The sequence below is a fragment of the Bradyrhizobium sp. CSA112 genome, from assembly GCF_029051645.1.
In the GTDB taxonomy this organism is placed as follows: Bacteria; Pseudomonadota; Alphaproteobacteria; order Rhizobiales; family Xanthobacteraceae; genus Bradyrhizobium.
Map to the genome: position 1 here is coordinate 247,466 of NZ_JAACFS010000004.1, position 22,729 is coordinate 270,194.

The following is a 22,729-nucleotide window of genomic DNA, read 5'->3' on the forward strand; positions in this document are numbered from 1 at the left end:
TGGCAATCCGCTTACGCCTGCGGTTGCGGCTCCAGACCCGGGTCCGGATCGGGGCGCGGGCGCGGCTTGCCGGCGGGCGGCACGGCGGAAGCGCGCGGCGTGCTCGGCTCCAGCACCGACTCGCGGTTGGGTTTCTTGCCCTTCAACAGGTCGATGATCTCGTCGCCGCTCAGCGTCTCGAATTCGAGCAGGCCCTTGGCCAGCATCTCGAGATCGTCGCGCTTCTCGGTGAGGATTCGCGTGGCCTCGTTGTAGCCTTCCTCGACCAGCCGCTTGATCTCCTTGTCGATCTTCTGGACGGTCGCTTCAGAGGCATTCTGCGTGCGCGACACCGACATGCCCAAAAACACCTCGTCCTGGTTTTCGCCGTAGGACACGGTGCCGAGCTCTTCCGACAGACCCCAGCGCGTCACCATCATGCGCGCCAGGCGCGTCGCCTGCTCGATGTCGGAGGCGGCGCCCGAGGTGACCTTCTCGCGGCCGAAGATCAGTTCTTCCGCGACGCGGCCGCCCATCATGATCGCCAGCCGCGACGTCATCTGCTCGAGCGACATCGACAGCTTGTCGCGCTCGGGCAGTTGCATCACCATGCCGAGCGCACGGCCGCGCGGGATGATGGTCGCCTTGTGGATCGGATCGGTCGCGACGACGTTGAGGCCGACGATGGCGTGGCCGCCCTCGTGATAGGCCGTCAGCAGTTTCTCTTCCTCGGTCATGACGAGCGACTTGCGCTCGGCGCCCATCATCACCTTGTCTTTGGCTTCCTCGAACTCGGCCTGCGTCACCATGCGCTTGTTGCGCCGGGCAGCGGTCAGCGCCGCCTCGTTGACAAGGTTCATCAGGTCAGCGCCGGAGAAGCCCGGCGTGCCGCGCGCGATGGTCTTGAGGTTGATATCCGGCGCCAGCGGCACCTTGCGAACGTGAACCTTCAGGATCTGCTCGCGGCCGACGACGTCCGGGTTAGGCACCACGACCTGGCGGTCGAAGCGGCCGGGACGCAGCAATGCGGGATCCAGCACGTCGGGACGGTTGGTCGCCGCGATCAGGATCACGCCTTCATTGGCCTCGAAGCCGTCCATCTCGACCAGCAACTGGTTGAGCGTCTGTTCGCGCTCGTCATTGCCGCCGCCGAGGCCGGCGCCGCGATGACGACCGACCGCATCGATTTCATCGATGAAGATGATGCAGGGCGCATTCTTCTTGGCCTGCTCGAACATGTCACGGACACGAGAGGCGCCGACGCCGACGAACATTTCGACGAAGTCGGAACCGGAAATGGTGAAGAAGGGCACGTTGGCTTCGCCCGCGACCGCGCGCGCGATCAGCGTCTTGCCGGTGCCGGGAGGGCCGACCAGCAGCACGCCGCGCGGAATCCGTCCGCCGAGGCGCTGGAATTTTCCGGGGTCGCGCAGGAATTCGACGATCTCCTGCAGGTCCTGCTTGGCTTCGTCGACGCCGGCTACGTCCTCGAAGGTGACGCGGCCGTGGGCCTCCGTCAGCATCTTGGCGCGCGACTTGCCAAAGCCCATCGCCTTGCCGGCGCCGCCCTGCATCTGGCGTGACAGGAAGATCCACACGCCGATCAGCGCGATGAAGGGCAGCCAGGAGACGAGCAGCGACACGAACCACGGCACGTTGTCGCCGGGCGGCTTCGCGGTGATCGAAACCTTGCCGTCATAGAGGCGCTTCACCAGCGTGGGATCGTTGGGCGCATAGGTCTGGAACGAGGATCCGTTGGTGAAGGTGCCGTGGATTTCCGGCCCCTGGATCACGACGTCGCGAACGCGGTTCTGATCGACCTCGCTCAAGAGCTGCGAAAACGAGATGTCCTGCGAGGACGTGCGCTGACCCGGATTCTGGAAAAGCGTGAACAATGCCAACAGCAGCAAAACAATGATGACCCAGAGGGCGAAGTTACGCAGATTGGCGTTCATTGATCTTCCTTCGTGGTCGCGCGGATCGCGGCCTTATGTCCTTGGCAGTAACCCTAGAGTATTCCTTGGGTAGTGAGGCGAGAATCCCCGGTCCACTACATCCAATCTAGGTGGCGCCCCGGTCAATGCCAAGGGAACCACACGGGACTATTTAACGCATCTTAACGCGATTTCCCGGTCCAAAAATGGCGCAAAAGCCGGGGCTTTTGCGGGGTGGTTAAGGCTCTCCGTCCAATACCACGGATATTGCGATATGGGGACGCTTCTCACGCACGGCTACCCCGCCGCGGCGGCGCCGGATCGACATGAATTCGCCCCCCCGCCAAGCTGATCGCAGCCCCGGCAAGCGTCTGTTTCAGCCTTGTCTGCTTCTGACCGTTCGCAATGGCCCGGTCAAGCACCGCCAGTAGCGCCTCGACCTTGCCAAGTTCCGCGGGCCCTTCGTGACCGGCCCGGTCGATCGCGCGCTTGAGCAGCCGAAGCCGGATTTCCTCGGGCAGACCGGCAAACGCCCCTGCATCAAATCCGAAGCGCGAGGCATCGTCGCGATCTCTCAAGGCGAGGTAGCGCTCGGCACCGTCGGTCAGCACTTCGATCGCGGCATTGGCCCGCGCCAGCCTCGATGCCAGCCGCGCCAGGTTCCGGCTGTCGCCGCCCTCCCCGGCCAGAGCCGGCATCAACGCGCGCAGCCGCGGCCGCGTGAAGCTCATGTCGCGATTGGTGACATCGTCGGCAAAGGCAATCTTCGCCTTGCCCAGCGTCGCAACGAGCCGGGATTTCGGGATGTCCAGCAACGGCCGCGCCAGCCACACGCCATCGCGCTCGGTCTCGCGCGCCATCGCCGCGAGACCGGCGATACCGCTGCCGCGCAGCATCCGCATCAATAGCGTCTCGGCCTGGTCGTCGCGGGTATGCGCGGTCAGGATATGCGTCGCGCCACTCGCCCGTGCGGCTTTCGCCAGCAGGCGATAGCGCGCCGCGCGCGCTGCGGCCGGCAGGCCGGTCTTCGGTTTGGGCCCGCTCCAGCGCAGCGTGCGATGGGGCAAATCGAGCGTGCGTGCGAGACGCTTGACATCGCGCGCCTCGCATGCGGCCTCCGGTCGCAAGCCGTGGTCGATGGTGACAGCGATCAATCGCGGCCCGCGCGAAAGCGCCCGGCGCCAACGCGCCGCGAGCCACATCAGGGCAAGCGAATCCGGGCCGCCGGAGACCGCGAGCACGATTGCGGGCGCGGCCTTCCAATGTGCGAACAGATCTTTCGCTTGCTGTACCGAGATCGGCGCGTGGTCGTCGTCAGGCACGTTCTCAGGCATTGGCATCGCCAGTCTATTCGAGGCCGATGGCGGCCTCGACCGGCTTCCGCTTTAGCACTTAACCCGCTTCTGCTCACGATCGACGGCGGCCTTCACGCCGGCAGATGCGCGCGGATATTTCCGCGTTACCTCGCCGAGCGCTGCGCAGGCGGCTTCCTTTTCCTTCAACGCCGCCAGCGATTGGCCGAGCCGCAGCAGGGCGTCGGGCGCCTTGCCCGACTTGTCGAACTTGGTGGTCACGCCGAGGAACGCTTCGGCGGCGTCGCGATATTGCTGGCGCTGGAAGTAGCTTTCGCCGAGCCAGTATTGCGAATCCGCGACCAAGGGATCGCTCGGATATTTCTGCGCAAAGTTCTTCATCGTCTCTTCGGCCAGCGCATAGTCCTTGCGCTGCATGTAGCCGATGCCGAGATCGAATTCGTCCTTCGACGTGGCCGAGGGCGGCAACGGGGTCAGCGCGGCGCTGGCGCCGGGCCCGGGGCCGCGGGGTGGCGGTGCGGCTGCAGCGGGCGGCGGCAAGGCGCCACCGGGATCGCGCGGGCCACGACCGAGATTGAGCGGCTCGCCCGGACCGCGCCCACCGGGCGCCCCGACTGCCGCTTCGTTCGATAGCGGCATCTGGCCACCGCCGAGCGCGCGGGGCGCGCCCGGAGCGTTGGGATTCTGGGTCGGGTCGAAGGCATCGCCGCGGCGCCGGCCGCCGGCCGCGGAGGCCCCTGGCTCCTGCACGATGGGCGCGGGTGAGGCGATCTGCGGCTGCTGGTCATAGCCGGGTTGGGCCTGCGGATAGCCCTGCTGCTGGCGCGCCCCCTGCTGCGGATAACCTTGTTGCGGATAGCCCTGCGGCCCCTGCGGCGGGCCGGGCTGAACTGGAGGCGGCGCCGCGGCCACGTTGGGCTGCTGCGCACCCGCGGGCTGGCCACCCGGCGCGGGCGGTGCAGCGCCAAGCTGACGCAGCCGATCCTCAAGCTGGCGGTTACGGTATTGCAGTTCCTCGTTCTGGCCGGTCAGTTGCCGGAGCTGGTTTTCCAGCCGTTGGATCCGCATCTCCAGATCGGCGTCATCGGACTGCGCCTGGACCTGCGGGGGGCCTTGTGGAGAACGCTCCCACGGGAACGTGATCTGTGCGGACGAGGTCTGCACAGACAAGCCCAGCATCGTGGCGACCGCCGCGGCACCGGTAGCATTGAGGAATCTGGAAGACATTTTGCCCTGACGACGAAAATCACGTGTCAAACGAAAGCAGAACACTATTGAGATAGGGAGTACGCCAGAATTGTGACTGGCATTTCCGAATCGGTTCGCTGAACTCCGGTATGGTTTAGTATCCGCTGCAAAACAAGCCGCCCGGACCGATGGGCCGTTCACAAATCGAGGGAGTTCACCGCATGCACGTGTCTGTGAACGGGGTGCGGCTGTTCTTCGATGTCGAGGGCGCGAAATTCGTCCCCGACGGCCCGGTGATGCGGGAAAAGCCGGTCCTGCTGATGCTGCATGGCGGTCCCGGCTTCGACCACTCGATCTACCGGCCGGCCTATTCCGCCCTGGCCGACATTGCCCAGGTCGTCTATCTCGACCACCGCGGCAACGGCCGCAGCGAGGACGGCCCGCGCGAGAGCTGGAATCTGGCGCAATGGGGCGACGACGTGCGCGGGTTCTGCGACGCGCTCGGCATCGTCGATCCGATCGTGCTGGGCGCCTCGTTCGGCGGCATGGTCGCGCTCAGCTACGCCACGCGCCATCCGGCGCACCCTTCCCGGCTGATCCTGATCAGCACTGCAGCCGCCGGCCACGAGTATCTGGAACGGCGCGCGGAGCTGTTCGAACGCTTCGGCGGCCCAGAAGTCGGCGCGCTGGCGCGGCGGCGCCTTCTGGAGCAGCGGGGACATCCCGATCAGGCCTCGGTTGCTGCCTGGGCGCGGCTGGCCATGCCGCATTACACGCGCGTCCCGCGCGACCCGGACATGGCGCGCCGTGCCATCAACCGGCCGGAGGTGCTGCAATGGTTCACGCGGCCCGGCGGCGAAAGCCATAGCTACAACTTCTTCCCCGCCTCGATCGCATCCAGTGCCCGACGCTGGTGCTCGGCGGCGAAGACGACCCCATTCACCCGATCGAGAGCCAGGCAGACATCGCCGCCGCCCTGCCGCCGTATCTCGTTCGGTTCGAGAGGTTTGCCGACTGCCGGCACGCCTGCATACAAGACGCACCTGAGCACACGCTGGCAGCGATCCGCCGCTTCATCATGAGCCCAAAATAAAACCGGCGCCCAAAGGCGCCGGTTTCGAAAATTCAGGAATGGCGATCCGCCTCAGGCGCCGGCGTTCAGCACCGTGACGGCGCGGCGGTTCTGCGACCAGCAGGAGATGTCGTTACATACCGCAACCGGACGCTCCTTGCCGTAGGAGATCGTGCGCATGCGGTTCGGGTCGATGCCGCGCGAGGCGAGATAGCTCCGTACCGACTGGGCGCGGCGCGCACCGAGCGCGATGTTGTACTCGCGGGTGCCGCGCTCGTCGGCATGGCCTTCGATGGTGAAGGAATAGCGGTTGTAGGTCTGCAGCCACTGCGCCTGCTTCTCGAGGGTCGCGATCGCCTGTGGGCTCAGATCGGTCTGGTCGCTCTCGAAGAACACGCGGTCGCCGACATTGACCACGAAATCCTGCTGGCTCCCCGGGCTTGCCGCGCTCGCCATCGCGCCGTCGGCACCGACGTTGTTCTTGGCGCAGGCGCCCATCGACAGCGCCACCGCGACCACAGCCGCCAGCTTCCATCCCTGGAGGATACGCATCTGATATTTCATTCCGGAGCCTCCACGCTCACGTTTTTCGACTGTTATCCGGTCTACAGGTCGATGGTTAAGCGAACGTTCCGTCAACCTTGATGGAACCTTGCCAGAGCCGATCAAATGCCGACAAACCGTGAAAAGCGACTGCGATAGTTAATGGTTTGTAAATGTGGCGCGACGGTGAAGGCAAGCACCAATCGGCCAAAAACCCCAGAGTGAGTTGGGGTTTCAACCAAAATCCGCGTAGCGCGGGGGTTCAGACGTTCGGCACAATCGAGGGCCGTTCGAAGGATCTAACGACCGCGCTCGGAAAGAATGGGCGCTCAGCCGGGCGCTCGAACAACATCCGTCGCTCAAAAGCGCTCGACCGCATAATGGGAAAACGGGTCAAGACCCGTTCCCGCACTGCTGGAAAATCGCAGGCCATCAGTGCCACTTTTTTCAATACGTTCGGAAACGAACGCGGTTCGGCAATGGTCTCCTGCAGAAAGACCCGGCGGTAAAACGCCTGATGCTCGCCACGAACTTGCGCGAGCCCGGTATCGGCGTTGAAATACTCACATGCCAGATAGGCCAGCCGCACCGTCAGATAGGGGAGTTCGGGAAACCGCTGGGCTTTTTCGGGATCTGCAACGAATCGAGCCGGGTCGATAATAACTTCGCCTCGGTCGAGGCGAGGATGAAGAACGTCGCCGAACAATTCGGTTGCATAGGACGTCCTCGATTCCTGCGTCAGGACATGGACGCGGAGAGAACTGCAGAGTTCGCCGTCAACATAGATTCCGAATGTCCAGGCGTTGGGCGCATCGTCATAACGATCGCTGACGCGCTGAGACTCTGACGGCAGGATCAATCCGCCATGCAGATAGGCTCTGTAACGCATCAAATAAAGAGCGTCCCTTTCCTCGGGAGTTTCGATGACTCGGTAGTCGACGCGATCAAATAGCCCTGCCCCCCGCACAAAGAGCGGCTTGCGCGGTTCGGCTCCAGCCTTCATCGGATGCTCCTAGCCTTCCAACAACTTCCACGAGTGAGAGAAAAGATTAACGCCTCCTTAACAAAATTGCAAAGGCTTAGCCAGGTTAAGGTTACCCCTGCGGGCCCGCAAAAACCCGGAGAAGCCGTGTCGAGAGCACGGACAAAGCGGGACTGATTAGCTTGAAGTCAGGCGATCGATCGCGAAGAAACCGCGACGATCTGGTCGTCCGGCGGGCGACGGCCGTGCGAGGCATTGAGCAACTGGCGAACCCGCACCGCGGGCACCGGCGGGCTGAACAGATAGCCCTGCGCCTCGGTTACCGCACCGTCGGCGCTGATCAATTCAAGCTGCTCGTTGGTCTCGATGCCCTCCACCGCGACGGACATTCCAAGGTCGGCCGACAGTCGCGCCACCCCGCGCAGAAGCGTCAGCGGACGATCGCTGTCGATCCCCTCCAGGAAGGAGCGGTCGATCTTCACCTTCTGCAATGGGAAGTTGTGCAGGTAGCTGAGGCTCGAATAGCCGGTGCCGAAATCGTCGAGCGAGATCCGCACGCCGAGCGAATGCAATTGCGACAGCACGTCGTGCGTCAACTGCGTGTTACGCAGCAGCGAGGATTCGGTGATCTCGATTTCGAGCCGGTTCGCCGGCAGACCGGAGACCTCGAGCGCGTAGCGGACTTCGCTCAGCACGTCGCGCTGATGGAACTGCTGTGGCGAGAAGTTGACGGCAACGCTGACGCCTTCGGGCCATTTCATGCATTCCATGCAGGCCTTGCGCAAGATCCAGCGGCCGAGATCGACGATCAGGCCCATGTCCTCGGCAATCGGAATGATATCGGTCGGCGACACCGTGCCGCGAACCGGATGATTCCAGCGCAACAGCGCCTCGCACGTCGATATCCGTCCCGACTTGAGATTGACCAGCGGCTGGAAGAAGAGTTCGAACTCCTCGTTGGCCAGCGCCTTGCGCAGGTCCAGCTCGAGGATGCGGCGGGATTCGACGACCTGCGCCATTTCCTCCCGGAAGAAGCAGAAGGTGCCGCGGCCGTCGGCCTTGGCGCGATACAGCGCCATGTCGGCGTTCTTGAGCAGCGTGTCGGCGCTGACGCCGTGCGAGGTCATGGCGATGCCGACGCTGGCGCCGATCTCGACCAGATGATTGTCGATCTTGTAACGCTCGCTCAGGCGATCGACGATGCGCCGGGCGAGGCCGGCAGCGTCGTCGGGGGAATGGATGTTCTGCTGGAATACCACGAACTCGTCACCGCCGAAGCGAGCTACGAAATCCTCGGGCCGCAGCATTTCACGCAGGCGACCAGCCACGGCGCACAGCAACTGGTCGCCGCAGGGATGACCGAGCGTGTCGTTGACCTGCTTGAACTGGTCGAGGTCGATGAACAGCAATGCCGATAGCTGTTCGGCGCCCTGCTGGGCCGACAGAAGATGTCCGATCTCGTCGCGGAAATTGACCCGGTTGGGGAGGTCGGTCAGTTCGTCGTACCGCGCCAGATGACTGATCTTGGCTTCGGAGGTGCGCCGCTCGGTAATGTCTTCCAGGAGCACGACTGCGCCGCCGCCAGCCATCGGTTGGAAGGTCCAGGATAGCGAACGGTTTCTGGTTAGGTCGGGGTCGGCGGTGACAATGTCCTTGGCCTGCGAATTCTCGATTTCGGCGAGGATCATTTGTCCACTCGCCGCCGAGATCGATCCGGCACTCACGCAGCCGGCGATGATGTCGACCGCGTTCGCGCCCCGCTGCACGAGATCTTCAGACAGATCCATCATTTCGCAGAAGCGGTGATTCATCACCGCAAGTTCTCCGTCGCCGCGGAACATGCACAGACCGTGGGGCATGTTGTTCAAGGCAGTGTCGAACTGTCCGGCGAGCGCCGCCTCGCGCTCGCGCGCCAGAAGCGCCCGCAAGAATATGCGGTGCAAATTGGCCGACATCTGCATGACAACGACAAGGAATGCGGCGGTGATAACCGACATAGCGAGGTAATAGGGCGTGCCACGCAGCGCCAGCGCGATCACGGTCGGACCGAAGGCAATTGCAGCCTGCAACTGGAATATCCATTGGCGTCCGTAGGCCCTGCCTGCACCTCCCGACACGACCCCGGTAATGACGGACAAACAAATCATGTGGGCGACGGCATCGTCGCTGCTCAGCATGGTGACGGCGCCCCATATGCCGATTGCAGCGGCTTGGATCATCGCCCCGATCTGATATCGCTTTTTCCACCGCTCAGCTTCTTCGGCCGTGAGGCTCGCTTTGCGCGCTTGGTACCGCTGCAAATCGAAAGCCCGGATCGCTCCGGCCATCAGGAGCAGTCCGACACACGCCCAGATCAGATTTTCGTCGGTCCTCAGCGCGGTCAGGCTCGCCGCGACCGCCAGGAAGAAGATGCCGACATGCACCGGACCTTGAGTGTCGAAGAGCGAATCGATCAGCGCCGCCGAAATCTTCGGCGATATCTGTCGCTGATCAGCCTCTCCGCTCTGGCTTGCGAGCTGCATATCGGGAACGCGCGTCCTGTTAGGGTGCGTAGTTCTACCCTTCTCAGATGAAGCCTTTCTGAGGGAACATCGTTACCGATAGGTTGATTTCGCTTCTCGCAGCAGAAATTTGCTCGAAAAATCAGCAGCCTAGGCAATGTTTGCCGATTAACGGCTGCGCCTCGGGCGGCCGGGTTCCATCACGACAATAACGGCGACCATGCCGGATCGGACGCAAAACCGGGCGTTGGTACCCGCAATTCGTTACGACCAGAGATATCGACCGTGTAGAGGGACGGGCCGCCGCTGCCGCCGGGATCGCGGAAGAACATGACGACCCGGCCGTTCGGCGCAAAGGTCGGCCCTTCATTATGGTAGCCGGAGGTGAGGATCCGTTCGCCCGAGCCGTCGGTCTTCATGATGCCGATCGCGAAGGCGCCACCGCCCTGCTTGGTGAAGGCGATGTAGTCGCCGCGCGGCGACCAGACCGGCGTCGAGTAGCTGCCCTCGCCGAACGAGATGCGCTGCGCCCCTCCGCCGGTGGCCGCCATCGTGTAGATCTGCGGCTTGCCGCCGCGGTCGGATTCGAAACAGATGCGGGCGCCGTCGGGCGAATAAGACGGCGAGGTGTCGATCGCCGGCGTATCGGTCAGCCGCGTCATCGATTTCGAACGCAGATCCATCACGAACAGGTTGGAGTTGCCGCCCTGCTGCAGGCTCATGATGATGCGCTGGCCGTCCGGCGAGAATCGCGGCGAGAACGACATGCCGGGAAAATTGCCGACGATCTCGCGCTGCCCGGTCTCGATGTTGAACAGATAGACGCGTGGGTCGCCCTGGCCGAATTCCATATAGGTGATTTCCTGGGTCGACGGCGAGAACCGCGGCGTCAGCACCAGATCGGAGCCCTTGGTCAGATACCGGACATTGGCGCCGTCCTGATCCATCAGCGCGAGCTGCTTGACTCGCCGCTCTTTCGACCCCGTTTCGTGGACGAACACGACGCGGCTGTCGAAATAACCCTTCTCGCCGGTCAGGCGCTCGTAGATCTGGTCGGAGATGATGTGGGCGATCCGCCGCCAGTATTCCGGCGAGGTGAAGTATTGCTGGCCGGCAAGCTGCTGGGCGGTGTTGACGTCCCAGAGGCGGAATTCGGCCTTGAGGCGGCCATCGCCCTGCCGCGTCATGCGGCCGGTCACCAGCGCCTGCGCGTTGATCTGCTTCCAGCTCTGGAATTGCGGCGCCGTGTCGATATTGGAGATTCGCTCGATGAACGCGGCCTGATCGATCGGCGCGAACAGCCCGCTGCGCTTGAGATTGTTGGTGATGACCTGCGACACGCCGACGCCGACCTCGGCGTCACCCGGGGTGCCGGCCACGAAATTCGGGATCGCGATCGGCAGCGGTGTGAACTCGCCCTCGGGAACGATGATGCGCTTGGGCGCTTGGGCGGACGCACCGCCGACGTGAGCGCCCATCAAGAGGCCGGTCGAGGCCATTCCGGCAATAACCTGCCGGCGGCTCAGGCGGAACGGCATATCAGGCAATTCATCTTTGTCAGTCATTGCTTCAAACTCATGATCGGAGCGCTCTCAGGTCGCTCGCTCCTGGAACACCGGCTCAAAACTTTTCCATTCATCGAAGAGCGCCGCCGGCAGTTTGTAAGGCTGGCATTCGATGATCGCACGCAACGCGCTCTCCTGATAGACGCGCAGATACGGCGTTGCCGGCGTTCCTATCGGAACTGGCGCGCCTTCGAGGCTGCCATCGCGCTTCAGGCGAATAGCGAAGATGGCCTCGGGCTTCTGCGACTCGAGGGCGCCATAGGGCTTTTTCCAGCAGCGCGCGACCTGCTGTTTGAACATCGAGCCCCAAGTTGCGGAATTGTCCGCAGCCGCGCCCTTCGACAGGCCGAGCGCGGCATTGGAATTCAGCGTGTCGCCGGTCGCGGCCTGACGCGACGGGTCACGCTTGTCGAGCAAGGCCGCGATCTGGTGCTGATCGAAGTGCCGTTCCACAATCCTCTGCTTCTGCGGCTCGGGCGGCTTGGCGGCCTGCACCGGCTTCGGCGGCGGCTTCTTCTCTTCCTTCTTGAGGGTTTCGCCGATCGGGTCGACCTTCGGCGGATCAGGTTTTTTCTCGACCTGCTTCGGCTCTTCCTTCGGCTTCTCGACGACCTTCGGCGGGTCGGGCTTCTTCTCGACCGGCTTCTCCTCGGCCTTCGGTTGCGGCGGTGGCGCGGTCTCGGTTACAACAGGCGCTTTCTCGGTGATCTTGCCGACGGCGTCATCGACCGGCTTGGCTTCGGCGACCTTCTCGACCAGTGGCTTCGGGTTTTCCTTCTTGCCGGTCTTCATGCCGGCCATGACCTTGGCAAGCTGATCGGGAGAGATCACATCGACCGCCACCGAATCTTCCGGCGGCATTTCGAGGGCCTTAGTCGAGACAGACACCATCGCCCACCCCAGCACGAGGACGTGCAGGGCGACCGACGCAACCAGTGTCTTGTCGACGTCCTTGATCTTCACTTGAGCTTTCCCGCTCTGCGTTCAGCCGTCGCGCACCGCATGACTCAAGACCCCTGCTCCGGCACGATGACGATATTGGCCTTGAACCCCGCCGTCCGAATATACCCCAAAAGCTTCATCATATCCGTGTAACAGACGTCCTTGTCGCCGCGCAGGTATACCACGCTCTCGGCCTCCGACCGGGTCTCCCGGATCGCCTTGATCTTGGGCAGCAGGTCGTTGGCTGAAATCAGCGTATCCCCGAGATAGAGTTCGACGTTCGAGTTGCAGGCCCCGCCGGTGCGCTTGACGGAGAGCGTCAGCGGCGGCGCATTGGCCGCGATCTGCTTGCCGCCGCCGGCGACGGGCAGATCGATATCGATCGTCGACGTCATCAGGGGCGCCGCCACCATGAAGATGATGAGCAGCACCAGCATCACGTCGACCATCGGCGTGACGTTGATCTCCGCCATCACGGCGGCGCGACGCCGGCCGCGGCGTCCACCGCCACCGCCCGCCGAACCTGCCATGTTCATCGCCATGATCTTGATCTCACGATGCGCTCGTCATTTGCCGTTCTCACGCCCGCTCGTCGATCTGGCGGGACAGGATGGCTGAAAACTCGTCGGCGAAGCCTTCCAGCCGCTGCGCCTGCCGGTTCACCTCGGACGTGAACTTATTGTAGAAAATGGTCGCCGGAATGGCGGCGATGAGGCCGATAGCGGTAGCAAACAGCGCTTCCGCAATGCCGGGCGCCACCACCGCGAGCGAAGTATTTTTCGAGGCCGCAATCGACTGGAAGCTCGACATGATGCCCCAGACGGTTCCGAACAGGCCGACGAACGGCCCGGCCGAGCCGACGGTCGCGAGCACCAGGAGCCGCCGCTCCAACCGCTCGACCTCGCGGGCGATGGAGACGTTCATCACTTTCTCGATCCGCATCTGCAGGCCGGCAAAGGAGCGCGACTGGCTCTCGAACGATCGCTTCCACTCGCGCATGGCCGCGACGAAACACGCCGCCATCGATTGCGTCGGCTTCGCCGACAGCGCGCGATAGAGTTCCTCGATCGACTGACCGGACCAGAACGCCTGCTCGAAGCGGTCCATGGCCCGCTTGGTGCGCGAATAGAGGAAAATCTTGTCGATCGCGATCGCCCAGACCCAGACCGAGCAAGCCAGCAAGCCGAGCATGACTGTCTTGACGACCCAATGGGCCTGCAGGAACAGCGCTATCAGCGACACGTCGGCGGAGACCAACGGCAGGGCTGCCGGAGTCACGTCGGCCGGATTCATGAGCGGTATCCTCTCAACGCAAGTGTCCCTATTTCCTCCGGGAGCAAATGGCTGCCGGTCCACAGCCGCGCGTCGGGCGCGGCGATTTGCGCCAGCGCGAAAGCCTCTCTTTTGTCGCGTGGGGGGCCCGCCGAAAGCCGGGCATTGCTTCCCCTGCCAACATGTCAAAACGAGGGCTGTCAGCGCGTCATTCCGTCCCTAACCAGACGCTAAGCTTGGTTAACACTAGGTTACTAAAGGGAAATGTGGCTGCCGTAAATCGAGGCAGGCCGGGCGGTTACGGATGCTCAGGTCCGGGTTCCATGCCCGGGTAGGTGGTCATGGCCGGAGGCTTCGCCCTTCATGCAGTCTCGTAGGATGGGTGGAGCGCAGCGATACCCATCGCCATGTGCACAGGCATTGATGGGTATCGCTTCGCTCCACCCACCCTACGCATAACTAAGCGATCTCGCGGCGCATTGCACCCGAGGTATGCCTAAAACTTCCCGCCCTCTCCAATCAGAGGGCGCAGGGAAGACCGGGTGCTTGCTGCACCCGCGGTCTCGCGTGCGATTTGCGCAAACAAAACTGCACACGAGCATACAGGGCAGCGGGAGCATTCCGGCCTTCCCTGCGCAATGGCTTTACGGCTTACTTCGTTGCTCCCTGGTGAACGGGTTTCTTGCCACCGTCGTCACGCAGAAACTTCCGCGCAACTTAACGCCAGCAACGCGGCGTCCGGACCACACGACTTCGCCGAACGCCGTCGGGCAGCGGAACAAATTTTGCGACGCCGGACAACCGTCCTGCTCCCACGCTCGCCTTGTCGCTCGGACGGGCGTGATCTAAACATGACGCTAACAATAATAAGCGTGCGGGCCTGATCCGCATTCAAGGGAGAAGACCATGAAGGCATTCATGATGGCCGCGGCGGTTGTTGCCGGCATCGCTGCCAATGCGGCGAACGCCGCGCCGCTGCCCGAGGCAAAGCCGGATGACGTTGGATTTTCGCAGCAAGGACTGGCCCGCCTGGACGATTTTTTCGCCCGCGAGATCGCCGCGAAACGTGTGCCCGGCGCCGTGGTTGCGATAGCTCGCGATGGAAAGCTGGTTCAGTACAAGGCCTACGGCCAGCTCGATCCGACCAAAGGCACGCCGATGCTGCTGGATGCCGTGTTCGCGCTTGCCTCCATGACCAAGCCGATGGCCGCCGTCGCGGGCCTGACACTTATGGAACAGGGCCGCCTGGCGCTTCAGGCAAAGCTTGCCGATTACTATCCCGCGTTCGCCGAGATGAAGGTCGGCGTCCCGCAGGCGGATGGTTCGCTGAAGCTCGACGCGCAGGTTTCACCGATCTACATCCACGATCTTTATCGACACACATCCGGCCTGATGTACGGAGGACGCCCGGACAGCTCGAGCCCAGTAGCGCGTCAGTACCCGGAAGGGACGGCGCCGGCGATCGAAGGCGATACGCAGGCGTTCATCGATCGCATCACGAAGCTGCCGCTGGCGCACCAACCGGCGACGGCTTTCGAGTACGGTTTCTCGATCGATGTGCTCGGCGCGCGCTCGTCTTGCGCGGCCATTTCCCAATGACCCGCTGACGGGCAAACCGCAGGCGATCAAACTTCTCGATACACCAACGAAGTTCGACTGCGGTGGCGCCTGCGCGTTTGCAACCGTGGGCGACTACGTACGCTTTGGGCAAATGCTGCTCAATGGCGGCGAACTCGACGGTCAGCGCGTTCTCGGGCCCAAGACCGTGCATCACATGATCTCCAACCACCTTGGACCGGAGATCAAGAACAACGTAGCCAACGTGGAGCCGCATCGCGGTGGCTTTAGCTTCGGCCTTGGAGTGGCCGTGCGTACGAACGAGGGTCTGTCCTCGGTTCCGGGCAATCCCGGCGAGTTCACCTGGAATGGCGCCTATGGCACGCAGTTCTTCTGCGACCCGAAGGAGCGCCTTGTCGTCGTCGTAGGAACGGCGGCGCCCGGCGAACTTCGGAAGTACTATCGTGAGCAGGTCCAGGACATCGTCTACGGCGCGATGGTGCGGTAACTTTTCTCGCAGACTTTGGCGTGCACGGCCCCGGCGTCAGGCTGGGACCTCTGTCCCCCGCTTTGCGCCGAGCGCCTCTACTTTGTTGCCTCGTCGGTTATGTCGCTCAACGTCTTTGCGAACGCCGAATAATTGGGTGGCGCTTCCAGTCCATGCCGTGGGTAAATTGTCTTATACAGATAGTCGGCTGAATTATAGGACAGCCATACCTTGCCTTGATCATCCTTCCAAATCAGAGCCTTCGGAGGATTGTCGATCGCCAGCAATGGCGTCTTTGCCATTACCGGCGTGCCGAGTTTGGGATTTCCAAATATGACCACTGTACGAGGCCGCATATCGATGCCGAACTTCTTTCCCGCGGCAGCGTGGTCGATTTCGGTGAACACAATCAAGCCGGCGCCTTCCCTTGATTTCACGGCCGCCTCAAAGCGCGAGATCGTTTCCTTCACCGAAAAATTGCTGGGTTTGGTGATGATGCCGTCGTTCGCGCAAGCCGGCGCCGCGATGACTAGTGCCAAGAAAGCCAACATGAACTTCATCGGAACTTCTCCCTAGCTGGATTTCAAAGTCCTCAAGCAAGCAACTGGCAATTCGTCCGAGGGGCCCTGCAAGTATGAGCCTCTAAAAGCTATGAGCCTCTAAAAGCGCGTGGTCAGATTAGTCAGCCATTCCGGCGAAACGTCGACCAGGAAGGTTTCAAGCGCCTTGTCCGCTCCGGAAATGATGAGGATGCCGATGACAAGGAGCAGAAGGCCGAGCATGGATTTCATTCCGCCGCCCGCGGCCAACAATCGGCCCCGCCAGCGCGCCATCGTTTCCCGGGAAAGCCATCCCAATCCCACCAATGGGAGCGCCGCGCCGACACCGAATGCAAGCATTGTCAGCGCTACCTGACCAAGGTCCTTGCCTTGGGCGGCAAGCAAAGACGCGGTTCCAAGTGTCGGCCCGACGCATGGGCTCCATACGGCTCCCAGGAGCGCGCCGATCCAAAACTGTCCGGCAATGCCGTTGGTGCGGCTCGTCGCCAATCTGCTGTCGGCCCAGTTTCCGATCGGGCCCGCCGCCACCGCGATTTGCGCCTGTAACCGCGGCACAACAAGCACGACGCCGACGAGCATCATCAACGTCGCCGCAAGGTAGCGAAGTCGGTCCGCGTCCAATCCTATCGAGTGGCCGATCGTCGCCACAAATAATCCAATGCCGACAAACGAAAGGGACAGCCCGGCAGCCAGTGCCAAAGGCCCCTGACGATGGTTCGACGCCGCGCTGCCCAGGACGATCGGAAGTAGAGGGAGCACGCAAGGCGAAAGGATCGAAAGGATTCCTGCGAGGAATGCCAACAACATAGTGCCGATCGTCATCGCGGGTTTCCCATCTCTAAATTGCCTTTGCTGGCGCGCTCAAACTTTCCGCAGCTACTACCTCCATATCGACGAAGAGGTCAGATCGCTTTCCCGACCATCGCAAATATCGCGTCCCGCTTGGTATCGCCGACCGAGCGCGCCGCTTCCTTTTCGCCCTTGAAGGCAATCAGGGTCGACTGCGTGCGGACGCCGAAGCGATTGAGCAGATCTTTCTGGCTGTCGAAATCGATTACGAAATAGACGAGATCCCTAAACTTGGGATCGGCCCTTAGATCGCTCAGGATCGGCTCCTGCGCCTTGCAGGTCGGACACCACGGGGCGTGGACCGCAATCAGAATTGGCTTGCCGGCCTTCTGGGCTGCGGCGAACGCCTTGGCATCGAACGCAGCGGCGTTTTCCGCAACCGCCGGCGAAGCGGCGAGAATTCCGGCAACGAGCGTGGCACCCAGAATGGAACGGCGGGTCAGCATGATTTTCTCCTTGTTGATCTGAATGTAGTTCGTTTCGGAGGCCGCAAACGTTACGCGCCCGCGCCAGCAGCGGCATGGACTGCGCAGGGTTCCCGACTGGAAGTTCGAGTTGGCCGCGGCAAAGGTTACGGGTCTCTGCGGAAAATTCTTTTCTGTCGTCGCCGAGGGGGCGGGCCTATCGAACAGGGCATCGGTCAGGAGAACGCAGTCAGGATGCCGGGTTGCAGTAAGGAAAGTTCCCATACCACGATACTCCCTGGCTGACGGTGGTTCGCACGCCTGCGCCGATCCCGGCAGGCTTCACAGGGGCAATGGTCGATGCTTATGGCGCGAGCCCAAGATGGTACCGGGCGACCGGTACAAAACAAACCGCCCACCTGCTTTCGCAGATGGGCGGCTGTATCGCCATCAGGCGTCATGGGGGCATCACGCCTGAGGCTGAATGCCTGTCCCGAGGTCGAACCTCAGCCCTGCTGCGGCTGGTCGTTCGGCGGGGTGGGACGCTGCTTGTGCTGCGCCATGAACTGGTCGAACTCTTCCTTGTCCTTGGCGTGACGCAGGCGTTCGAGGAAATTCTTGAACTCGACCTGCTCTTCCTCGAGCCGGCGCAGGGTTTCCATGCGGTACTCGTCGAAGGCGCGGTTGCCGCTCGAAGGCGGGCCGAAGCCGAAACCGCCAAAGCCGCGGCCTTCCATGCGATTCCGCATCCGGTCCATCTTGTACTGCATCCGCTCCATCTTGTTCTGCCAGCGGTCTCCGTTGCTCCAGCAACCCATTTTTCTGCTCCCTAGTGTGAAAAAGAGGAGGGCAAGGCCGATCGGCCACCAGATGATGAAGCCGAGGATGGTCACCACGATCCAGCCGGGGTGCCAGGGGCTCTCAAGCATATGCGGGCGATAGTTCTCTTCCCTCGGGCCGCGCCATCGATTGACATCTGCGGTGTAGGCCATTTCCCTCTCCATGACGGCGATCACGCCGTTGTGAATGTAAATAACATTTACATACCTAAACCAATCCGCGTTTTTGTCAAGCGGGCGTCTCGCCGCGCCTTCGAAATTATTTTCGGTTCCCCCAAGGGCCAGACGGCGCATCGCCGGCGGGCGGCACCGGCGGCGGGCCTGGCGGTTTTGGCTCAGGCCGGCGGTCGGTCGGGAAGCCGAGGCCGCGCAGGTAAATCAGCACTTCGGCTTCCAGCAGTTCTTCCGGCGACATCGGCAGTTTGCGTCGTGCCGCATCGCCGCGGCCGAACAGCGAGGCCACGCCGTGCGACATCGACCAGATATGCAGCGCCATCATCATCGCCGGCGGCCGCGGCATGCCGGGCGGCGCCAACGCCGCAAGTCGCTCGGCAGCTGCGCGAATGATCGCGAAAGCGCGCTCGCTGGCCGCCATTAGTGTAGGGTTTAGATCGACCGGAATGCCGGATTCGAACATCGCCGAATAGAACGCGGGCTCGTTGCGCGCGAAGGCAAGGTAAGCCTTCCCCACCCGTTCGAACGCCGTAACCGTGTCCGGGCGGCCGTCGTCCCAGGCCTGCGTCAGCAGCGCTTCGAACTGTTCGAAGCCGCGTTGGGCGATCGAGGACAGCAGTTCGTCGCGGTCGCGGAAATGCCGGTAGGGCGCAGCGGGGCTGACACCGGCCATCCGCGCGGCGTCGGCAAAGGTGAAACCGGCCGCACCTTTTTCGGCGATCAGGCCAAGCGCCGCTTGCAGCAGCGCCTCTTTCAGATTGCCGTGGTGGTAGCCGCGCTCGCTGCGGCCTTGGTCCTTTCGCCAGCTCATGTGAAAGGCTTTTACATGAGCCGGGTGCAAAGGTCACTTATTTTGAGTGTTCAGGAAGGTTAACGGTTGGTCACTCCGCTCCCTCTCCCGTCCTTCACGGGGAGAGGGCTGGGGTGAGGGGCTGCTTCCGCGGGCTTATCTCTATCGACTGACCTATAGCCCTCACCGGATCGCATCGCTCTCACGACCATCTCATCTGCAGAGAGAGGCCCCTCACCCCGACCCTCTCCCCGTGAAGGACGGTGAGAGGGAGCAGAGCGAGAGCGGGGCGAGGTTCAAGTGCCTCACCTTGCCTTGTGCGCATTTCCCTTCTGCAACTCGTCGAAGCCTTTGGCTGCCTGCTGCACCTCCTCCGAGAAATCTTCGATCTCCTGCACCTGGCGGATTTCGATGATCTCGTTCTCGGAGGCCGGGCACTTCTTCGCCCAGGCGATCGCCTCTTCGCGCGACTTCACGTCGATCATCCAGTAGCCGCCGAGTACTTCCTTGGCCTCGGTGAAGGGGCCGTCTGTGACAACGGGCTTGCCGGTGGCGAAGGAGACCCGCGCGCCCATCGACGGCGGATGCAGCCCGTCGAGCGCGATCAGCACGCCGGCCTCCTTGAGCGCCTCGTTGTACTTCATCATCGCCTTGACCCGTTCAGGGTCGAGCTGGACGTCCGGCGGCGCGGTCTCATAGCCCAGGGGGATCATCAGCATCATGAATCGCATGGTGGGTGTCCTTGTTTCGATGTCATTCCGGGGCGATGCGAAGCATCGAACCCGGAATCTCGAGATTCCCCGATGCGCAATTGCGCATCTGAGGTCTGGTCCTTCGGACCATCCCGGAATGACGGGGAGTTATTTCTTCGCGGTCTGCGCGCGCAGCCGCTCTTCCTGTTCGCGCAGTTCGGGGGTGAGTGCTTCGCCAAAATCCTCTGTCGTGAACACCTGACGGATTTCGATCTCGTCGCCATCGAGGAACGGCGCGCGCTTCATCCACTCGATCGCTTCATCGAGCGATTTGGTGTTGATCAGCCAGAAACCCGCGACGAGATCGCTGCTCAGAGCGAACGGACCGCGGCTGACGCTGCCCTGCCCGCTGCCATACCTGATCCGCGCGCCCTTCGAGGTCGGGTGCAGGCCTTCGCCCGCCTCCATCACGCCGGCCTTGACCAGCTCCTCGTTGAACTTGCCCATCGCGGTCAGCAGTTCCGTGCTTGGCATGACGCCGGCTTCCGTATCCTTGCTGGCCTTCACAATCACCATGAACCGCATCGCCATTCTCCGTTTTGATCTACTTGGGCCGGCAGCTGTCGCGCCGGCCTTCGTCAACAAGACGAGCGGGTTTTTACGCCGCCGACATGTCAGTGGAAATTATTTTAGATCTAATTTGACCGCCGGCCATCAATCGTCGATCGCCTGATAGGCGCAGGTCCAGAAATCGGTCATCACCCGCGGCGGTTGCGGCGATTCCATCATCCGCTGCGTCAACAGGATCCCGGTAAGACTTTCCCGCGGGTCGGAATACCACGAGGTTCCATAGCCGCCGAACCAGCCGAAACGGCCCGGTACGCTGCAGAGATCGTCACGCCCGGTGCACACCGAGAGCCCGAAGCCCCAACTTTTAACGTCGCCGAAGAACAGCTCGGAGCCCTGCTTCTGCGCGGGCGTGAGGTGACCGGCCGTCATCAGTTCGATCGACGGCCGCGACAGGATGCGCTCTTTTCCCAACCGCCCGCCGTTCAACATCATCTGCGCAAAAGCGTTGAAATCATCGGCGGTCGAAACCAGTCCGGCGCTGCCGTTCTCGAACACCGGCGGCTTTGCCCATTTACCGGTGGCGGGATCGTCGAACACCTTCAACTCGCTGGTTGCGGGGTCTCGCGCATACGCGGTCGCGAATCGCGCGCGGTTAGCTTCGCCCACGTAAAAGCCGGTATCTTTCATGCCGAGCGGCGCGAAGATGCGATCCTCGAGGAATTTCGCAAGCGTCGTGCCCGCGGCGCGCGCGATCAGCACGGAGAGGATGTCGGTGCCACTGTTGTAGAGCCAGCGTTCGCCCGGTTGATAGATCAGCGGCAGCGTGCCGTAGCGCCGCATCAATTCATCTGGAGGAAACGACGGAAATACCGGTCCCGGCGCAAAACCTGCCTCCGCAATCGCCTTCTGGATCGGATAGCGATCCGGAAACACCATCAGCATGCCGAGGCCGAGACGGAAGGTCAGGAGATCGCGCAGCGTGATCGCGCGGCGCGCGGGCACGGTGTCGTCGAGCGGCGCGTCGACGGCGCGCAACACCTTGCGGTCGGCCAGTTCCGGCAGAAAGGGGTCGACAGGGTCATCGAGCCGCAATCTGCATTCCTCGACCAGGATCATCGCGGCAACCGCCGTGACCGGCTTGGTCATGGAGGCAATGCGGAAGATGGTGTCGCGCTGCATCGGCGCGCCGCCGATCGTCATTCTGCCGATGGCATCGACGTGAATCTCGCCGCGGCGGCTTACCAGCGTCACCATGCCCGGGATATCGCCGCTGGCGACATGGCCGGCCATGACGTTGTGCATGCGCTCAAGACGCGGCAGCGAGAGAGCGTCGCTCATTCTTCGTTCCTTTCAGATATATCATCTGACGCAGGACGAACCGGCCGGCGCCAAACCGACACTCCGGTCAGGCCGGCGGCTGTTTGACGAATACGCCGTTCTGGTAGGCCGCGCCGAAATAGACGTCGATGCGCTTTACCTTGTCGCCATCGAAGACGAGGAACTCGGTGTTCCGAAACGTCTTGCCGTCTTTGGCCACGCAACGGTAGGTGACGAAGGCTTCGTCGCCTTCGACGAAAATTCGCTCCAGCTCATGCCGTTCGATCCAGTCGCTGCCATTCCAGCAGCGTTCGAAATAGGCCGGCTTGTCGATGTTATCGTCATAGGGGCTGGTGAAGCGGAAATCATCGCTGAACGCATTCTCGACGAAGGTGCGATCGTTGGCCAGATATGCTGCAAAGATGGCGCGGATCGTATCCGCCTTGCTTGCATGAGCCATTCAACACTCCTCGTCAGGATTCCCTGGGCACCATCTGGAAATAGGGCTCGGCCTCCTTCAGCACGCGCGCGAATGAGGAGCGCGCCTTCAACCGATCGAGATAGGCCGCGAGATTCCTGTGCACGCCGCCGAACGGCTCGGCCATGTTGCCGTAGAACAGCGACGGCGCCGCGGCGCAATCGGCAAGGGTAAAGTCGTCGCCGATCGCCCAGCCGCCGCTGGCCATCTGCTGATCGATCATGGCGTAGGACGTCCGCAGTTGCGCTTTCGCCTCTTCTACGCCGTGCGGATCCTTCTTGTCTTCGGGCCGCAGCCGGTCAAGCATGATCTTCTGCATCGGCAGGTGCACATAGAGGTCGTAGAAGCGGTCGCGGAGCCGCGTCTGCAAGGCGCGGCCGGAATCATCGGGAATGAACCGCGTCCGGCCGCCGTAGTTCCGGTCGAGATATTCGATGATGATGCTGGACTCCGGCACGGTCTCGTTCCGCGCCGCGTCGCGCAGCACCGGAAATTTTCCAATTCCCCACAGCTTCACCAGCGCGGCGCGCTCGGCCGGATTGCCGAGATCGACCAGATTCGGCGTGAACGGGATGTCGTTCTCGTAGAGCGCAATCAGCGCCTTCCAGCAGAACGAGGCCAGCGGGTGGAAATGCAGCGTAAGCGACATGGAAATCTCCAGTACTGACGGGCCTTGCCGGCAAGACGACCAGCGTGCGGGCACGCCGACATTTGCCGCAGA

21 protein-coding genes and 1 pseudogene are annotated in these 22,729 nt (G+C 62.6%); 2 read left to right on the plus strand and 20 right to left on the minus strand.

Features of this window, described 5'->3' with window-relative positions; genetic code table 11:
- Positions 1-11: 11 nt before the first annotated feature.
- The 3 genes from ftsH to ybgF form a co-directional block, all read right to left on the minus strand.
- Positions 12-1,934, minus strand: a complete 1,923-nt coding sequence (gene ftsH / locus GWE18_RS11175) for an ATP-dependent zinc metalloprotease FtsH (RefSeq protein ID WP_275185809.1) — start codon at positions 1,932-1,934, stop codon at positions 12-14.
- A 266-nt stretch (positions 1,935-2,200) separates the two neighbouring features.
- The gene (tilS, locus tag GWE18_RS11180; RefSeq protein WP_275185995.1) at positions 2,201-3,235 is read right to left on the minus strand and encodes a tRNA lysidine(34) synthetase TilS; all 1,035 of its coding nucleotides are present in this window, start codon (positions 3,233-3,235) and stop codon (positions 2,201-2,203) included.
- 63 nt (positions 3,236-3,298) lie between these two features.
- Positions 3,299-4,453, minus strand: a complete 1,155-nt coding sequence (gene ybgF, locus GWE18_RS11185; protein ID WP_275185810.1) for a tol-pal system protein YbgF — start codon at positions 4,451-4,453, stop codon at positions 3,299-3,301.
- Between the two features lie 182 nt (positions 4,454-4,635).
- Here ybgF and GWE18_RS11190 point away from each other — a divergent pair, with 182 nt between their 5' ends.
- A complete protein-coding gene (locus GWE18_RS11190; RefSeq protein WP_275185811.1) occupies positions 4,636-5,496 on the plus strand; it encodes an alpha/beta hydrolase in 861 nt (286 codons plus the stop codon).
- Positions 5,497-5,558: 62 nt separating this feature from the next.
- Here GWE18_RS11190 and pal read toward each other — a convergent pair whose 3' ends face one another.
- From pal to tolQ, 7 genes are all read right to left on the minus strand, one after another.
- Positions 5,559-6,050, minus strand: coding sequence for a peptidoglycan-associated lipoprotein Pal (pal, locus tag GWE18_RS11195; protein WP_028351332.1), 492 nt, complete (start codon positions 6,048-6,050; stop codon positions 5,559-5,561).
- Positions 6,051-6,291: 241 nt separating this feature from the next.
- Positions 6,292-7,032 (minus strand): hypothetical protein, encoded by a 741-nt coding sequence (locus GWE18_RS11200; RefSeq protein ID WP_275185812.1) that lies wholly within the window; start codon positions 7,030-7,032, stop codon positions 6,292-6,294.
- A gap of 167 nt (positions 7,033-7,199) precedes the next feature.
- Entirely contained in the window at positions 7,200-9,533 is a 2,334-nt protein-coding gene (locus tag GWE18_RS11205) for an EAL domain-containing protein (protein WP_275185813.1), read from the minus strand.
- A 179-nt stretch (positions 9,534-9,712) separates the two neighbouring features.
- Positions 9,713-11,077: a Tol-Pal system beta propeller repeat protein TolB gene (tolB, locus tag GWE18_RS11210; RefSeq protein ID WP_275185814.1), complete on the minus strand. Its 1,365-nt coding sequence runs from the start codon at positions 11,075-11,077 to the stop codon at positions 9,713-9,715.
- 27 nt (positions 11,078-11,104) lie between these two features.
- Complete coding sequence (locus tag GWE18_RS11215; RefSeq protein ID WP_275185996.1) at positions 11,105-11,968, minus strand: protein TolA; 864 nt, start codon at positions 11,966-11,968, stop codon at positions 11,105-11,107.
- A 116-nt stretch (positions 11,969-12,084) separates the two neighbouring features.
- Entirely contained in the window at positions 12,085-12,561 is a 477-nt protein-coding gene (locus tag GWE18_RS11220; RefSeq protein ID WP_057850190.1) for a biopolymer transporter ExbD, read from the minus strand.
- Between the two features lie 37 nt (positions 12,562-12,598).
- Positions 12,599-13,312, minus strand: a complete 714-nt coding sequence (tolQ, locus tag GWE18_RS11225; RefSeq protein ID WP_057850191.1) for a protein TolQ — start codon at positions 13,310-13,312, stop codon at positions 12,599-12,601.
- Positions 13,313-14,197: 885 nt separating this feature from the next.
- Between tolQ and GWE18_RS11230 the strand changes: the two are divergent.
- A pseudogene (locus GWE18_RS11230) lies at positions 14,198-15,356 on the plus strand (serine hydrolase domain-containing protein).
- A gap of 77 nt (positions 15,357-15,433) precedes the next feature.
- On the opposite strand, the gene GWE18_RS11235 reads toward GWE18_RS11230, so the two are convergent.
- From GWE18_RS11235 to GWE18_RS11280, 10 genes are all read right to left on the minus strand, one after another.
- The gene (locus GWE18_RS11235; protein ID WP_275185815.1) at positions 15,434-15,895 is read right to left on the minus strand and encodes a DUF302 domain-containing protein; all 462 of its coding nucleotides are present in this window, start codon (positions 15,893-15,895) and stop codon (positions 15,434-15,436) included.
- Between the two features lie 99 nt (positions 15,896-15,994).
- A complete protein-coding gene (locus tag GWE18_RS11240) occupies positions 15,995-16,717 on the minus strand; it encodes a cytochrome c biogenesis CcdA family protein (RefSeq protein WP_275185816.1) in 723 nt (240 codons plus the stop codon).
- 80 nt (positions 16,718-16,797) lie between these two features.
- Complete coding sequence (locus GWE18_RS42265) at positions 16,798-17,433, minus strand: thioredoxin family protein (protein ID WP_342804249.1); 636 nt, start codon at positions 17,431-17,433, stop codon at positions 16,798-16,800.
- A 221-nt stretch (positions 17,434-17,654) separates the two neighbouring features.
- Positions 17,655-18,140: a DUF2852 domain-containing protein gene (locus tag GWE18_RS11250; RefSeq protein WP_275185998.1), complete on the minus strand. Its 486-nt coding sequence runs from the start codon at positions 18,138-18,140 to the stop codon at positions 17,655-17,657.
- A 106-nt stretch (positions 18,141-18,246) separates the two neighbouring features.
- On the minus strand, positions 18,247-18,972 hold the full coding sequence (locus GWE18_RS11255) for a TetR/AcrR family transcriptional regulator (RefSeq protein ID WP_275185817.1): 726 nt from the start codon (positions 18,970-18,972) through the stop codon (positions 18,247-18,249).
- Between the two features lie 284 nt (positions 18,973-19,256).
- Entirely contained in the window at positions 19,257-19,682 is a 426-nt protein-coding gene (locus GWE18_RS11260) for a YciI family protein (protein ID WP_275185818.1), read from the minus strand.
- 129 nt (positions 19,683-19,811) lie between these two features.
- Complete coding sequence (locus GWE18_RS11265; RefSeq protein WP_275185819.1) at positions 19,812-20,228, minus strand: YciI family protein; 417 nt, start codon at positions 20,226-20,228, stop codon at positions 19,812-19,814.
- A 129-nt stretch (positions 20,229-20,357) separates the two neighbouring features.
- Positions 20,358-21,551 carry a serine hydrolase domain-containing protein gene (locus GWE18_RS11270; RefSeq protein ID WP_275185820.1) on the minus strand — a complete coding sequence of 398 codons (1,194 nt, stop codon included), beginning with the start codon at positions 21,549-21,551 and terminating at the stop codon, positions 20,358-20,360.
- Between the two features lie 67 nt (positions 21,552-21,618).
- Positions 21,619-21,990: a nuclear transport factor 2 family protein gene (locus GWE18_RS11275; RefSeq protein ID WP_275185821.1), complete on the minus strand. Its 372-nt coding sequence runs from the start codon at positions 21,988-21,990 to the stop codon at positions 21,619-21,621.
- A 13-nt stretch (positions 21,991-22,003) separates the two neighbouring features.
- Entirely contained in the window at positions 22,004-22,657 is a 654-nt protein-coding gene (locus tag GWE18_RS11280; protein WP_275185822.1) for a glutathione S-transferase family protein, read from the minus strand.
- Positions 22,658-22,729: the final 72 nt, after the last annotated feature.